The 15,616-nt window shown below is 39.9% G+C and carries 16 protein-coding genes; 12 read left to right on the top strand and 4 right to left on the bottom strand.

All coding sequences use genetic code 11. The annotated features are described in order from the left end of the window. Window positions 1-364: 364 nt before the first annotated feature. Complete coding sequence (locus LF817_RS06825) at window positions 365-541, bottom strand: DUF5325 family protein (protein WP_253935044.1); 177 nt, start codon at window positions 539-541, stop codon at window positions 365-367. Between the two features lie 190 nt (window positions 542-731). Here LF817_RS06825 and LF817_RS06830 point away from each other — a divergent pair, with 190 nt between their 5' ends. Next, window positions 732-1,097 (top strand): YlaH-like family protein, encoded by a 366-nt coding sequence (locus tag LF817_RS06830; RefSeq protein WP_253935045.1) that lies wholly within the window; start codon window positions 732-734, stop codon window positions 1,095-1,097. A gap of 44 nt (window positions 1,098-1,141) precedes the next feature. On the opposite strand, the gene LF817_RS06835 is transcribed toward LF817_RS06830, so the two are convergent. Continuing rightward, on the bottom strand, window positions 1,142-1,345 hold the full coding sequence (locus LF817_RS06835; RefSeq protein ID WP_253935046.1) for a YlaI family protein: 204 nt from the start codon (window positions 1,343-1,345) through the stop codon (window positions 1,142-1,144). 200 nt (window positions 1,346-1,545) lie between these two features. Between LF817_RS06835 and LF817_RS06840 the strand changes: the two genes are divergently transcribed. Continuing rightward, entirely contained in the window at window positions 1,546-1,830 is a 285-nt protein-coding gene (locus LF817_RS06840) for a hypothetical protein (protein ID WP_253935047.1), read from the top strand. Between the two features lie 59 nt (window positions 1,831-1,889). On the opposite strand, the gene LF817_RS06845 is transcribed toward LF817_RS06840, so the two are convergent. Both LF817_RS06845 and LF817_RS06850 read right to left on the bottom strand, forming a co-directional pair. Then, window positions 1,890-2,471, bottom strand: a complete 582-nt coding sequence (locus LF817_RS06845) for a YhcN/YlaJ family sporulation lipoprotein (RefSeq protein ID WP_253935048.1) — start codon at window positions 2,469-2,471, stop codon at window positions 1,890-1,892. A gap of 90 nt (window positions 2,472-2,561) precedes the next feature. Then, window positions 2,562-3,056, bottom strand: a complete 495-nt coding sequence (locus LF817_RS06850; protein WP_253935049.1) for a hypothetical protein — start codon at window positions 3,054-3,056, stop codon at window positions 2,562-2,564. Between the two features lie 83 nt (window positions 3,057-3,139). Here LF817_RS06850 and glsA point away from each other — a divergent pair, with 83 nt between their 5' ends. The 10 genes from glsA (at window position 3,140) to ctaG (ending at window position 15,551) form a co-directional block, all read left to right on the top strand. Next, the gene (gene glsA, locus LF817_RS06855) at window positions 3,140-4,072 is read left to right on the top strand and encodes a glutaminase A (protein ID WP_253935050.1); all 933 of its coding nucleotides are present in this window, start codon (window positions 3,140-3,142) and stop codon (window positions 4,070-4,072) included. Window positions 4,073-4,154: 82 nt separating this feature from the next. Next, window positions 4,155-4,436: an Fpa/YlaN family protein gene (locus tag LF817_RS06860; protein ID WP_371925006.1), complete on the top strand. Its 282-nt coding sequence runs from the start codon at window positions 4,155-4,157 to the stop codon at window positions 4,434-4,436. 153 nt (window positions 4,437-4,589) lie between these two features. Beyond that, complete coding sequence (gene ftsW / locus LF817_RS06865) at window positions 4,590-5,780, top strand: putative lipid II flippase FtsW (RefSeq protein WP_253935051.1); 1,191 nt, start codon at window positions 4,590-4,592, stop codon at window positions 5,778-5,780. Continuing rightward, window positions 5,768-9,211 (top strand): pyruvate carboxylase, encoded by a 3,444-nt coding sequence (pyc, locus tag LF817_RS06870; protein ID WP_253935052.1) that lies wholly within the window; start codon window positions 5,768-5,770, stop codon window positions 9,209-9,211. The genes ftsW and pyc overlap by 13 nt, the downstream gene beginning before the upstream one ends. Before the next feature lie 344 nt (window positions 9,212-9,555). Then, window positions 9,556-10,491, top strand: coding sequence for a heme o synthase (gene cyoE / locus LF817_RS06875; protein WP_253935053.1), 936 nt, complete (start codon window positions 9,556-9,558; stop codon window positions 10,489-10,491). Window positions 10,492-10,571: 80 nt separating this feature from the next. Further along, complete coding sequence (gene coxB, locus LF817_RS06880; protein ID WP_253935054.1) at window positions 10,572-11,630, top strand: cytochrome c oxidase subunit II; 1,059 nt, start codon at window positions 10,572-10,574, stop codon at window positions 11,628-11,630. Between the two features lie 33 nt (window positions 11,631-11,663). Next, window positions 11,664-13,532, top strand: coding sequence for a cytochrome c oxidase subunit I (gene ctaD, locus LF817_RS06885; RefSeq protein WP_253935055.1), 1,869 nt, complete (start codon window positions 11,664-11,666; stop codon window positions 13,530-13,532). Beyond that, window positions 13,532-14,155 (top strand): cytochrome (ubi)quinol oxidase subunit III, encoded by a 624-nt coding sequence (locus LF817_RS06890; protein WP_253935056.1) that lies wholly within the window; start codon window positions 13,532-13,534, stop codon window positions 14,153-14,155. The genes ctaD and LF817_RS06890 overlap by 1 nt, the downstream gene beginning before the upstream one ends. Next, window positions 14,156-14,482 carry a cytochrome c oxidase subunit IVB gene (ctaF, locus tag LF817_RS06895; protein WP_371925013.1) on the top strand — a complete coding sequence of 109 codons (327 nt, stop codon included), beginning with the start codon at window positions 14,156-14,158 and terminating at the stop codon, window positions 14,480-14,482. A gap of 169 nt (window positions 14,483-14,651) precedes the next feature. Further along, on the top strand, window positions 14,652-15,551 hold the full coding sequence (gene ctaG / locus LF817_RS06900; RefSeq protein WP_253935058.1) for a cytochrome c oxidase assembly factor CtaG: 900 nt from the start codon (window positions 14,652-14,654) through the stop codon (window positions 15,549-15,551). Window positions 15,552-15,616 lie beyond the last annotated feature (65 nt).

Raw genomic sequence — 15,616 nt, forward strand, 5'->3', positions numbered from 1 at the left:
GACCGAGAAACTGCGTACTAACAGAATTGTTTGCTTTTGTTGAAGCGGTTTCGAGATACTTATATGGCAAAGGGGCGGAGGGAAACGGTGAGACTCCTGGGGGAGGAGCGGGACAGGTGAGACCCCGGAGAGCGAAGCTCGAGGAGGCTCAGCGCCCGCCCCCCGGAAAGCGATCCGTTTCCCGGAGCCCCTGGATTCTCATTATGTCTCGAAACTGAGTCTTCCACTAAAAGGAGCTTTAGTTTATTAAGGAAATTTTACGAACAAAGACGCTGGGATAATATCCCAGCGTCTTTGTGAGCATTAAGCCTTTATGGAATTTTCTCCATAGTATCAGAACTACCCTGAGAGAAAGCCGCGTTTTTTAATGAGCAGTTTCTCTCTTTTTCTTTGATATCCCATAACCCATCAATGCAAATCCAATTAAAAGAAAAGCGCCTGCAAGCCAAAAAACTTTCTGCCCGAGGGCGAAACCCACAGATATAAATGATAATATGACAAAAAAAGCGAGAAGTATTGAGTTCCAATTAATATTTTTCATCATTCCACTCCTAAATGTTTGAGAGACGTGTTTATTAAGTTTTTTTCCTAGTAAAGTCAGTATTCATTATAAAACAAATAACTATAGATGAAAACGGTTGAAATTTATCCTGGCGAATGTGGTAGCGTAAAATTCTAAGATTTAGTATGATATGGAGAGTAATGAAGGGTAGGGAGGCATCAAGACAATTATGTCGACTTTAGAAGTACCAACAGACTTGTGGCCGATAGCAGATTTCTTTTTCAAGGGCATGGGCAGTGAAGTTAATATGAATGATGAGAGTGAAGTAGCGTTGCTTTTTCGTTCATTTTTCTTTTTATACTTAGTCACAGTAATTCTGGCAATCATAACGTTCAAACTGGGGTTCGCGAGGAAATTACCTTTAATGAAAAATATAGTCGTCTATAGTGTTCTCATCATAGGTACGTTTCTTTTAACTTTAATTCTGGGATTAAATTTACCTTTAGCAGAAAGCCTTGTCGTAGCTGCATTAATTCTCGGGATTTATCGATTTAGACTTCATAAAGAACGCAGTAATGAGCAGCATCAGTCATAAAAGTCCCCCTGGCTTGTAAAAACAATGTCAGGGGGATTCTCTATTTAAGGCAGATGCTTCTCACGTTTCCTTTCGCGATTAAAGGTGAAGTGTCCTGAATTTACTCGTTTTTCTGTGTTCTTTTTTATTCTTTCATGACAGTCAGGACACATGTAAGTTGTGATCCTTCGGTTCCGGAGTCTTTTAGCTTGTAAGCAATAGCTGTCGATTGTATTAATTGAATCACATAATACACATTTCACTTTCATCTTGGTCACCTCTTTCAAAATGAATTCATTTAATAGAACATATATATTTCTCTGCTTATATTGATTTTTTCTTATAAAAGTTTTCTTTAATTTACATCATATCATGATTCAGAATCTCTCGCATTTTGTGGTTTAAATAAAATTCGAAAGGGAACACTTTACATACAGAAAATTTTAAGGTGTTCAGAAGGGATGATAGTGTGAAGAAGCGTTGGATTTTTACAGCAGTGGGAGCCGCGACAAGCGGAGTGGCTGCATATTTATTGAAAGATGAAACTAAGAGGCAGCAAGTAGTAGATAAAGCTAAGTCGATACAAGGGAAGTTCTCTAAAAAGGAAGATATGCCGATAGAAGAAGCTGGAAACCCTGAATTGGCTGACAGTGAAAACGCAAAAATGGTTTCAGAAGGTTCTCAGTTTGGAGTTCAGTACTACAATGATTTAACTGAAAAAGAAAGAGAAATCATTGAAAAAAGTAACAGCTAAATCCCAAGGGGTTTAGCTGTTTTAATGTGGAGCGCATGAGCATGAATGCGTGAGAGTTTTTATTGGTCCGTCGACTGTTCCTCTTGGATTTCGTCGATTTCTTTCTCTTCATTTTCAGGTATTTTTTCTTTGTTTTGATCGGTTTCTTCAGGTTCGTGTTCGACAGGACCTTCGGGTAAATATCTTGCCACGATTTGGCTCAATTCATCGGTGACTGCTTCTACAGGATGCCCTTCAGCCATTTTAGAACCTAAATCCCTAATGCGTTCAACACCATCTGCATCGGCCACAATTAAGGCTTCTCTTCCGTAAGGGTCATCTTTGAGAGATTCGGCAACAGAATATTTAATTACCCCGACGCGCGACCTATCCAGGTCTTTGTCGACGTCGATGCCGACCACAGCAAATTTACCGATGACTACTGCAGTTGCGTCATGTACATCAGGTATCTCGACAGCAAGTTTTGCAAGGTGGCGGGCCGTTTCTTGATTCGTTTTATCTTCCCGTGGAACGGGGTCAGAGTTGCTTACATATTGCATATTTGTATTGGTGTTAGACTTTTCCTGTAACAAGGAATCACTTTCCTGCTGCTGACATGCTATTAAAAAGAGTAAACCTCCAATAATTAAGATAGGCTTCATTTGGGACCCTCGCTTCTTTTTCTATAGTGTGCGAAGCTCCAGCCATTATTATGCAAAAAGGCAGCCTTTGAAAGCTGCCTTTACTCATTATTATTGAAAAATGATTCTTTTAATTCCTTTAATGGGTGTTTGTTCTTTACTTTTATCGGCAAAATATAAATGTACCGGGCCGTCTTCCTTTAAAGGTTTACCGTCTTTGGAAAATAAGAATAATCCTTCTGCAAATCGGTCGGCATCCAGTTTATGTTCTCCGGAGTCAGTAATTAGAGTTACACTTTCGACGTGGCTTTTCGGCTCACTTGTATGGATGAAAGGCTGGATCGGCATCAAGAATGATTCTTCTAAAATGCGCTCTTTTTCTCGCCGGTGCAGACTCCTGTTGACAGGTGGATTGATTTTTTGTTGATAGACTTCTCTATCAAATCGTTTGGACTGCTTTTTTAGCTCTTCATCTTTATCTTCAGGACTTGGTACAGAAGTAGGATTGAATATTTCATCGTAACTGCGTTTTCTATCATCAAAAATCCATACAGTAGGATCTAAAGTTATTGGGAATTTCACATCCCCTTGTATTTGAACGATCAAATGGAACAGCCACCTTTCTCAATTAAATAACTACACTCAAAGCATAGCAAAAAATGTAGACGATTTCACTAGGAGGAGATTGTATGAAAGATAAAATTACAAAAGATACACTGGAAAGCTGGCTGGACAACGTACGTCCCTATGCACATGATGGAAAAGTGGCTGATTATATCCCGGCATTATCACAGCAAAACCCAGACGATTTGTCAGCTGCTATTTATTATTTAGATGATGATTGTATTCATGCTGGTGAAGTGGAAACCTGTTTTACGCTTCAAAGTATTTCAAAAGTGATCGCACTGGCACTTGCCCTTATGGACAATGGGGAAGAATATGTTTTTAACAGGGTAGGAATGGAGCCTACTGGTGACCCGTTTCACTCTATATATCGTTTAGAACAGTACCGCCCCTCCAAACCGCTGAACCCGATGATCAATGCAGGAGCCTTAGCTGTATCCAATATGATTCACGGAGACAACCCCGCTGAGAAAGTGGGAAGGCTGTTGAGCTTTATACATGAAATGACAGATGATCACTCAATAGGAGTGAATGAAGAGGTGGCTGCATCAGAGTTTCAATCCGCTTATTTAAATCGATCCTTATTATATTATTTAAAGCAGCATGATGTAATTAACGGCAGTGTGGAAGAGACGTTGGATGTTTATACGAAGCAATGTTCAATAGACGTAAACGTCAAGCAACTCTCAAGGATTGGCGCATTATTCGCGAATGAAGGAAGGGACATAAAATCCGGGAGAAGAATTATTTCAAAACATTTTGCAAGAATATGTAAAACGTTTATGGTCACTTGCGGAATGTATGATGCTTCAGGGGCTTTTGCGATAAAAATAGGAGTTCCTGCCAAAAGTGGAGTTTCTGGCGGTGTCATGGCATCATTGAATGGTTTTGGCGGCATTGCAGTCTATGGTCCAGCCCTGGATGAGAAGGGTAATAGTGTTGTTGGGACAAAACTATTGGAGATTTTATCGAATCGTTACGATCTATCGATATTTTAAAATACTGCAATTCCATTGTTGCATTTTTTGGTCCAAGACGATACTATTAATAGAAGATAGACTGTAAATGGAGGGGATCTTGATGTTGTCTGATGTGGCTGTGGATCACCAGGAAAAGGCCTATGCCCTTCTGAAGGCTGATGCTGATAAAATACTGCGACTAATAAAAGTTCAAATGGACAATTTGACCATGCCTCAATGTCCATTATATGAGGAAGTTTTAGATACACAAATGTTCGGGCTCTCACGAGAAATTCATTTTGCAGTTCGATTGGACTTAATTAGCGAAGAAGAAGGAAAGTCGATATTAGATAATTTAGAAAAACAACTAAATGTCTTACATGAAGCAGCGCAAAATTCGTGACAGACAAACTCAAATTACGACATTTTATGTTGTGATTTGAGTTTTTTTGTAAGGATATGTGTTGATTTTAAACGAATTTTCTCTATTTACATAAAAAAAGCAGGAAAATGAGATGTACAACAAGAAAATATAAGTATAGTAGGGATGAATATTATGATAAAACGATTAAAGAGCTATGACTTCACCTTATTATTTGCTCCGATCGCTTTAGTGGCGTTTGGGACAGTCATGGTTTACAGCGCCAGCATGGTATATGGGCCAGTGCGCTACGATGTATCTAGCAGCCACTATTTATTCAAACAATTACAATGGGTGTTCATCGGTATAATACTGATGATATTAGCCTCAATCTTTCCGTACAGACATTTCAAAAAAATGTCCAAGTTAATCGTACTTATCATGGTGATGTCCCTCGTTGGATTATTCTTTTTTGGGACGAATGTAAATAATGCGCAATCCTGGTATAATTTAGGTTTCATGAATTTTCAACCTGCAGAATTAGCAAAACTTGGACTGATCATATATCTTTCCTCCGTTTATGCAAAAAAACAAGATTATATAGAAAATTTTTCAAAAGCTGTACTTCCTCCTTTAATTGTTACAGGATTTTTGCTTGCGCTTATTGTATTACAGCCTGATATTGGTACGGCTGCAGTTATCGGTATGATTGCCAGCCTATTAATTATGAGTTCAGGAATCAGGTGGAAACACATTTTAATTCTTAGTTCAGTTACAGGGCTAGTATTGATTTTGGCAGCGACACAAATGATCACTGATGAACGTGTTGAACGTTTCACAGGAGCTTATGAACCATTCAGTACTCCTGACGCAGATGGATATCACTTGATCCAGTCCTATGTAGCGATTGGCACAGGCGGGGTTCTAGGTGAAGGATTAGGTCAAGGAGTACAAAAATTAGGCTACCTACCTGAGCCTCATACTGACTTCATTATGGCTGTCATAGCAGAAGAACTAGGTTTCCTGGGGGTGATCATAACGATTGGTCTACTCTCTCTCATCGTTTTAAGAGGGCTGTATGTTTCGTGGAAATGTAAAGATCCATTCGGAGCATTATTAGCATTGGGTATTTCTTCGATGTTTGCTATCCAATCGGTAATAAACCTTGGAGCAATGAGCGGACTACTGCCAATCACTGGTGTACCTCTGCCTTTAGTCAGTTACGGAGGATCATCGCTGCTTATCATGATGCTGGCATTAGGCGTTCTAAACAATGTAGCTAGAAATGTAAAATTGAAAGAATCTGAGAAACAAAAAACGTATGAACCACTTAGAGAGCCCGTTCATCGTGCTGATAAACAAGGAGTGAGATCATGGCAGAATTAAAACAGATCAAAAAAGTTCTTGTAGCAAACCGTGGAGAAATCGCCATTCGAGTCTTTCGTGCGTGTACTGAATTAAATATTCGTACAGTCGCCGTCTACTCTCAAGAAGATACAGGCTCATTTCACAGATACAAAGCTGATGAGGCATACCTTGTTGGAGAAGGAAAAAAACCTATTGATGCTTATCTGGATATTGAAGGTATTATTGAAATTGCAAAAAGTGTCGGGGTGGATGCGATCCACCCTGGTTATGGATTTCTGTCGGAGAATATCAATTTTGCCAGACGCTGTGAAGAAGAGGGAATCATATTTATAGGCCCTAGCAGTGAACACCTGAATATGTTTGGCGATAAAGTGAAAGCAAGAGATCAGGCGGTGGCAGCTAACATTCCTGTCATACCTGGTACGGACGGTCCTGTAAGCGGTTTAAATGAGATCCGTGACTTTGGCAACCAACATGGTTATCCGTTAATGATCAAAGCTGCGATGGGCGGCGGCGGTCGCGGTATGAGAATTGTAAGAAGTGAAGAGACCTTAAAAGATAGTTATGATCGGGCAAGGTCAGAGGCGAAGGCAGCTTTCGGAAGTTCTGAGATGTACGTTGAGAAACTTATCGAAGAACCGAAGCACATTGAAGTTCAGATCCTCGGTGATTCAAAAGGAAATATCGTTCACTTATACGAACGCGACTGTTCTGTACAGCGTCGTCACCAGAAAGTTGTCGAAGTTGCTCCGAGTGTTTCTTTAACTGATGAATTACGAGAAGAGATTTGCTCTGCGGCTGTTCAATTGATGAAAAATATCAATTATCTGAATGCCGGAACTGTAGAATTCCTAGTTACAGGGGAAGAATTTTTCTTCATTGAAGTAAACCCACGAGTGCAAGTAGAGCATACGATCACTGAAATGATTACAGGGATTGATATCGTTCAATCTCAAATCATGATTGCTGAAGGATATGCCCTTCATGAGAAACCGTTATCGATACCTAAACAAGCTGAAATAAAAACTCACGGATATGCCATCCAATCAAGAGTTACTACTGAAGATCCTTTAAATAATTTCATGCCTGACACAGGAAAAATAATGGCTTATCGATCAGGCGGAGGATTTGGAGTAAGATTAGACGCAGGAAATGGATTTCAAGGAGCAGTCATTTCACCGTTTTACGATTCCCTCCTCGTCAAACTCTCTACTTGGGCTTTAAGCTTTGATCAAGCAGCTCAGAAAATGGTCAGGAACCTCAAGGAGTTCAGAATTCGAGGAATTAAAACAAACATTCCGTTTTTAGAGAACGTAATCCAACATACGCAGTTCAAAACAGGGGAATATAATACAACATTTATCGATCGTTCTCCGGAATTGTTTGTTTTCCCAAAAAGAAAAGACCGCGGAACGAAGATGCTGTCCTACATAGCCGATCGTACTATAAACGGCTTTGAAGGGCAGGGTAATAGGAAAAAGCCGACACTTCCTTCTCCAAGAGTTCCTCATATCAATACGCTCGAGGAAATGCCCTCGGGTACAAAACAAATTTTGGACGAAAAAGGACCAGAAGGTTTAGCCAATTGGTTGATCGACCAGCAGGATGTGCTCTTAACAGATACAACTTTTCGTGATGCACACCAATCATTACTAGCTACACGTGTAAGGACAAAAGATCTTCATACTATTGCAGAACCTACCGCTAGATTATTATCAGATCTTTTCTCTTTAGAGATGTGGGGCGGTGCAACCTTTGATGTCGCTTATCGTTTTTTGAACGAAGACCCGTGGGAAAGACTTCTTAAACTGCGTAAGGATGCGCCGAATGTTTTATTTCAGATGCTCTTAAGGGCTTCAAACGCTGTTGGTTATAAGAATTATCCTGATAACTTGATCAAAGAGTTCGTCGAAAAAAGCTCGAATGCGGGTATCGATGTATTCCGTATATTCGATAGTTTAAATTGGGTTGAAGGCATGAAGCTTACGATTGATGCCGTCAGGGAAAATAATAAAGTAGCTGAAGCTGCTATATGTTATACCGGCGATATCCTCGACTCCACCAGACCAAAATATGATTTGAAATATTATCAACGCTTGGCTAAAGAATTACAAGACTCGGGTGCTCATATTCTAGGTATTAAAGATATGGCAGGATTGCTTAAACCGGAAGCGGCTTATCAGCTTATTTCCCATCTGAAAGAGACAATTGACATACCGATTCACTTACACACCCATGATACGAGCGGAAATGGCATATTTACATATGCTCGTGCTATTGAAGCTGGAGTGGATGTAGTCGATGTGGCGGCAGGTTCAATGGCCGGTCTTACCTCACAGCCAAGTGCTAATAGTCTTTACTACGCAATGCAATATAATGAACGCAAACCGAGAATGGACATATCCGCATATGAAAAGTTAGGGCTTTATTGGGAAGATATTCGTAAAAATTATAAAGATTTCGAAAGTGGAATGATGGCACCTCATTCAGAGGTTTACATTCATGAAATGCCAGGCGGTCAATATAGTAACCTTCAACAGCAGGCACGCGCTGTGGGTCTCGCTTCTCGCTGGGATGAAGTTAAAAGGATGTACCGTCGTGTAAACGATATGTTCGGTGATATAGTTAAAGTCACACCTTCTTCGAAAGTCGTTGGAGATATGGCCTTATTTATGGTTCAGAATGATTTGAACGAAGATGATATATATGAGCGTGGTGACTCGTTATCTTTTCCTGACAGTGTCGTAGAGTTGTTCCAGGGGTATTTAGGACAGGCTCACGAAGGATTTCCTCCAGAATTGCAGCGCATTATCTTAAGAGGAAGAGAACCTTTACAGGTGCGTCCCGGTGAACTGCTGGACCCTGTCGATTTTAAAGAGTTACAAGGGACCTTATTTCATAAGCTGGGCAGACAGATTACAAGCTTCGATCTAATAAGCCATGCACTTTATCCTAAAGTTTTTATGGATTTCCAAAAGTTTACTGAACAATATGGGGATATGTCCGTTTTGGATACACCGACATTTTTCTATGGTATGCGACTGGGTGAAGAAATAGAGGTGGAAATTGAACAAGGGAAAACCCTTATTGTCAAGCTCGTTTCCATCGGTGAAGCCCAGGAAGACGGAAATCGCACTGTTTATTTTGAACTGAACGGGCAGCCGAGGGAAGTAGTCATAAAAGACCAAAATGTTGCTTCCACCGTTGAGGAGCGTCCTCAAGCCGATAAGTCGAATGAAAAACATATTGGAGCAAGTATGCCTGGCACGGTTATAAAAGTTTTATCCGAAAGTGGCGAAAGAGTAAAAAAAGGAGATCATTTGATGATCACGGAAGCGATGAAAATGGAAACAACAGTTCAAGCACCTTTTGATGGTGTAATCAAGGCCATATATATTAAAAATAATGAAGCCATACATGTAGGAGACTTGTTGATAGAGTTTGAATAACTAAAATGGAGAAAAATGCTAGTCTAGTGTTAGGAGATAATGAAACCTGGCGTAAAATGCCGGGTTTTATTTTTGTAAGGACAGTACGTTAGTTCACTATTTCATTTTATTTATGAACAGATTCGGCAGGATGTCTATTCAATTGAAAACCTTGAAATCTGTATCCCTTCAACCTTCACAATTTTGACACAAAAAAATAAAATTGTAATGTAGAAATAGATAGAAACTTGATTACATGATACAATTATTTTGATGTTTCTTGAGAATGTTACTTTTTTACAAGGAACTAAGACTGCTTTATAAAGATGAAACTATGAAGCAGGAGAAGGAGGGAAGATATTTCAATGGACAATCCTAGAACAGCTGAATCACCAGCACCCCAAGTCATCAAATCGACTGTCCGGGAAACTTCATTTCTAGCTGACATTAAAAGCTTAATTAAAGTCGGGATCATAAACTCCAATTTAATTACTACTTTTACTGGCTTTTGGCTCGCTGTTTATTTTACAGGTGCCAGCTTTACTGATCAGTGGCTAACCTTCTTACTGACAATGTTCGGAACCGCTTTCGTAATTGCCGGTGGATGTATTTTAAATAACTGGTATGATAGAGATATAGACCATTTGATGGCTCGAACAGACAGCCGCCCAACCGTGACGGGCTCCATACCAATTAACGTAATTAAATGGATGGGAGTAACTGTCTCTGTTCTTGGGATTATTATATTATCCTTTACGACAATTCCGGCGGCTCTCTTCGGCGCCTTCGGATGGTTCACTTATGTTGTTCTGTATACGATGTGGTCAAAGAGGAAGTATACTATTAATACAGTAATTGGAAGTTTCTCAGGAGCTGTACCGCCCTTAATAGGCTGGGCAGCAATCGACCCAGGCTTACAATTGGAAGCGGTCATTTTATTCCTGATAATGTTTATCTGGCAGACACCACACTTTCTGGCTTTAGCTATGAAAAAGAGAGACGATTATAAAGCGGCAGGGATACCTATGCTGCCTGTTGTCCATGGCTTTCGCATGACTAAAAGACAGATAGTTATATATGTAGCTTGCCTGCTTCCATTGCCGATATATTTAGCTTCACTCGGCAGTATATTCCTATCAATAGCTTTTGCCCTTTCTCTTGGATGGCTGATCCTTGGGATTGCTGGTTTTTTCATGAAGGATGATTATAAGTGGGCAACGTGGATGTTTGTTTATTCTCTTAATTATTTGACCATCATGTTCTTAACGATGGTGTTAGTTACATTGCCTTTCCCTTATTAGAGAAACTAGCTCATATTTTTTATGAGCTAGTTCCTATATATATTGTTATAATTCCAAAAAAGAAAGAGAGGTATTACTCAATGAGAGGTTGGATGGGAAAGCTTCGGGCATTCTTCATTTTTAGTGCACTAACCCTTCTATTAACAGGCTGTGGTGTTGATAATCTTAGTGCTCTAAAGCCAAAAGGATACGGCTCGGATTTATTGTTTGATCTTATGATGATCAGTATTGCGATAATGCTATTTGTATTTATTATCGTTATGGCCATCTATACGTTTGTACTTATTCGTTATCGTCAGAAGAAAGGCCAGGAAGATTTCATACCTAAACAAACTGAAGGTAACAAGGCTTTGGAAGTGATTTGGACAGTTATACCGATTATTTTGCTGCTTGTATTAGCTGTACCAACAGTTCAAGCTACATTTGATTTAGCAGACGAATCTACAAAAGGTGACGAAGGTGTAACCACGATTGAAGTTACCGGGAATCAATATTGGTGGCATTTCGGTTACCCGGATGACGAGATTTCTACTAGTCAGGATTTATATATTCCTACTGGTGAAAGAGTATACTTAGATATGAAATCAAGCGATGTCATTCACTCATTCTGGGTTCCATCCATTGCTGGTAAAATGGATACCAACCCTGGGGACAATGACAATACGATGTACTTAGAAGCTTATGAAGAAGGAGTCTACTGGGGACATTGCGCAGAATTATGCGGTCCATCACACTCGCTCATGGACTTTCGCGTCATCGCTGTAAGCCCGGAAGATTATGATCAGTGGAAAGAAGACATGCAGAATGTCGACCCTGAAGCAACTGCTGAAGCCCAAGAAGGTCAAGAACTTTATGAAAATAATTGCATGGGCTGTCATGCTATCGGAGACGGGGCAGCAGGACAAGGTCCTAATATGACTAACTTTGCTAATCGAACGAAAATTGCAGGAGTCATTGAACCATCAAAAGAAAATTTAATGGATTGGATCGTAAATCCTGAGCAATTCAAACCAGGAAACCAAATGCCTGCAAACCTTGTTTCTGAAGATGAGGCGAGTCAAATTGCTGACTACCTATTAGAACTGGACCATTCAGATGTAGGTGCTAGTGCTTCAGAGGCAGAAGTTGAAGAAGAATAAATAAATGTTGAGGTTTTAAAGGGAGGTTAAAGCGTGAGTACTGCACTTGCACAGAATCGTGGACTCGGCGCTATGATTTGGGATTACTTAACAACTGTTGACCATAAAAAGATTGCCCATCTTTATTTGGTCGCTGGTGGTTTCTTCTTCCTAATCGGCGGGCTTGAAGCGATGTTAATCCGTATACAGCTAATGAAACCAGATAATGATTTCATCTCTGCTGGTCTGTACAATGAAATGATTACCATGCATGGTACAACGATGATATTCCTGGCTGCCATGCCACTTATATTTGCTTTGATGAATGCCGTGGTTCCATTACAAATTGGAGCACGGGATGTAGCTTTTCCATTTTTGAATTCACTTGGATTCTGGTTGTTTTTATTCGGCGGCGTTATTTTAAATGTTTCCTGGTTCACAGGAGGAGCTCCTGACGCAGGATGGACAAACTACGCGCCTTTATCTACTGTTTCACCAGGTCACGGCGTCGATTATTATGTTATGGGCCTTCAGATATCAGGTGCCGGTACATTAATCGGAGGGATTAACTTCCTTGTTACGATCGTGAACATGCGCGCTCCTGGTATGACTTATATGCGTATGCCACTATTTACGTGGGCTGTTTTCGTAACTAGTGCTTTGATTTTATTTGCGTTCCCGGCTCTTACAGTTGGACTATTCTTAATGATGTTCGACCGTATGTTTGGATCGGTATTTTTTGATACGGCCGCTGGTGGAAACGCTATTATTTGGGAGCACCTATTCTGGATATTCGGTCACCCCGAAGTATATATTCTCATACTGCCTTTATTTGGCGCTTTTAGTGATATATTCTCAACTTTTTCTAAGAAGAGACTATTCGGGTACTCCGCCATGGTGTTTGCAACTGTATTGATTGGTTTTCTTGGGTTCATGGTATGGGCTCACCATATGTTTACAGTAGGTATGGGACCAATCGCTAACTCTATTTTCGCCGTAGCTACTATGGCTATCGCGGTTCCTACAGGGATTAAAATATTCAACTGGATGTTCACCATGTGGGGAGGAAACATTAAGATGACAGCAGCTATGCTCTGGTCTGTCGCTTTTATCCCGTCCTTTACTATTGGTGGTATGACAGGTGTAATGTTAGCTGCAGCTGCAGCGGATTACCAGTATCACGATACTTACTTTGTAGTCGGGCACTTCCACTATGTTATTGTAGGCGGAGTAGTTTTCGGTCTTTTTGCAGCCCTTCACTACTGGTGGCCGAAAATGTTTGGAAAAGTATTGAATGAAAAGCTAGGAAAATTAGCCTTCTGGCCATTCTTTATCGGTTTTCACCTGACATTCTTTATACAACATTTTCTTGGTCTTATGGGAATGCCACGGCGTTATTGGGTATTTTTGGAAGGTCAGGGGCTTGAAGCAGGAAACTTGATCAGTACGATCGGTGCTTTCTTAATGGCTATCGGTACTGTGATTTTCCTAGTGAATGTCGTCTATACAAGTGTTAAAGCTAAAAAAGTAAGCGGAGATCCCTGGGATGGTCGTACTCTGGAATGGTCTATTCCATCTCCACCTCCTCACTATAACTTCACTCAAACTCCGCTTGTACGTGGTCTTGATCCACTTTGGGTTGAGAAGAGTGAAGGCAAGAAAGGTATGACACCTGCTGAGCCATTAGGTGATATACACATGCCTAACGCATCGATATTACCGTTTCTGATTTCCCTGGGGCTATTTATAGCTGGGTTTGGATTTATTTACCAGGTAGATAATAAAGCTTGGTTGATCCTCGTATTCCTTGGTATGGGTCTTACGCTAGGTTCTATGCTGACCCGATCATTGAAAGATGATCTTGGGCATCATATTCATAAAGAAGAGCTTGAAAAAGATCTTGAAAAGGGGGCTGGTGAATAATGAGTCATGATGACGTACTCAATCCTAAGCAAATGCCACATGATCCTGAGAAAGCCACCCTCGAGGGTAAAAATAAATTTTTAGCCTTTTGGTTTTTCCTGGGAGGAGAAACTGTACTTTTCGCCAGTTTATTCGGTACTTATCTGGCTTTGAACCGTTCGACAGCTGGTGAGAATACGCCAGAAAACCTTTTTGGGTTAGAATTAGTATTCATTATGACGATGCTGTTATTAACTAGTTCACTCACTAGTGTTTATGCGATGTATCATATGAAAAACCATGATTTCAAAAAGATGCAGCTTTGGTTAGGTATAACCGTAGCATTAGGGTTAGCTTTCTTAGGATTTGAAATTTATGAATTTGTGCATTATATACATGAGTACGAATTTACATTCAGATCTTCAGCATTTGGTTCTGCCTTTTATACCTTAGTTGGTTTTCATGGCGGGCACGTATTGTTCGGATTATGCTGGATTGTAACTTTAATGATTCGTAACTCAAAACGGGGCTTGAACCTTTATAATGCGCCGAAGTTTTATATTGCAAGTCTTTACTGGCACTTTATTGATGTTGTATGGGTATTTATCTTTACTGTCGTTTATTTGATGGGAAAGGTGGGCTAAATAGTGAATAATCAATCACAAACACCTCAGCAGAAAGCCGAATTTGAACGAAAGCAGCATAAAGAAGAAATGAAGCAGCAAGTCATTAGCTTCGCTTTGATGATTCTTTTTACATTCATTGCTTTCGGAATGGTTTTACTAGATATTGGCTCTGTATTTTTAGTTCCGACTTTGCTGCTGCTTGCAGTAGTTCAAGTTCTTTTCCAGCTTTATTATTTCATGCATATGAAAAATAAGGGACATGACATGGTTGCCGTAATGATGTATGGTGGGTTAGCTGTTGCTATATTAACGATAATCACATTCACTACAATCATTTGGTGGTAGAGAGCAAAAAGACCGGAATTTCCGGTCTTTTTTGTTTGCCTTTATAGAAGGTAGAACTTTATGTCCAATTTATGAACAATAGAAAAATGTCTTAAGCAAGGCTCGTTTTTTATCCTGATATTCGTTAGAATAGAGTAGAACAAGTATAGGAAACTGGGGTGAGCTACAAATGTGGTTAGAACTTCAAATTTTTGGATTTCGTGCATTATGGAGTCCTTATTATTTAGTATTCATTATAGCTTTAGCTGCTATTTATTTTTATGTCACTGGACCTAAACGTAAAAAGGGAGAAGAACGTCCTACCGTTGGTCAGCAACTGATGTTTTATTCCGGACTACTTTTACTTTATATCATCAAAGGGTCGCCTGTAGATTTATTGTCCCATATCATGTTCACAGCTCACATGACGCAAATGGCGTTATACTATCTGCTTTTCCCTATATTGATCATTAAAGGTATCCCTGTATGGATTTGGAGAAAAGTATTTAGCGTGCCTATTCTGAGCAGCTTCCTGCGTATCGTTACCAAACCTTTATTAGCTTTGATTGTATTTAATGGAGCGTTTTCCATTTATCACATGCCTGTATTATTTGATTACGCAAAGTCTAATGAAGCTGCCCATACCATAATTACAACACTTATTTTACTTACGGCATTCTTTATGTGGTGGTCCGTTTTCACACCATTGAAGGAAATGGATCGCTTAAGTCCGATATTAAAGATAGGTTTTATATTTGCTAATGGGATATTAATTACACCTGCATGCGGTTTGATCATTTTTGCTGGTACTCCTTTATATGAAACGTATACGCAATCTGGCGCCTGGATGCAGGCGATGAGTTTATGCGTTCCTGCGGATGTATTGAATGGTATTTCCAGCTCACTTAGTGGTCCTGAATATTTTACTCCTATGCCTTTAGTGGAAGACCAGCAGCTTGGTGGAATCATAATGAAAATTACACAGGAGATTATTTTCGGTGTAATGATTGCCCGGATATTCTTTACATGGTTCAATCGAGAAAGAGACACGATCGATCCACTTCCTGCAAACATTCAAACAGAATCTTAGGTCGGAAATAATTCGTTAATAAACGTATTTCGGCTCCTTATTCTGTAAGCTTTTAAAGAGGAGAA

The sequence above is a fragment of the Halobacillus sp. A1 genome (assembly GCF_024189295.1).
In the GTDB taxonomy this organism is placed as follows: Bacteria; Bacillota; Bacilli; order Bacillales; family Halobacillaceae; genus Halobacillus_A.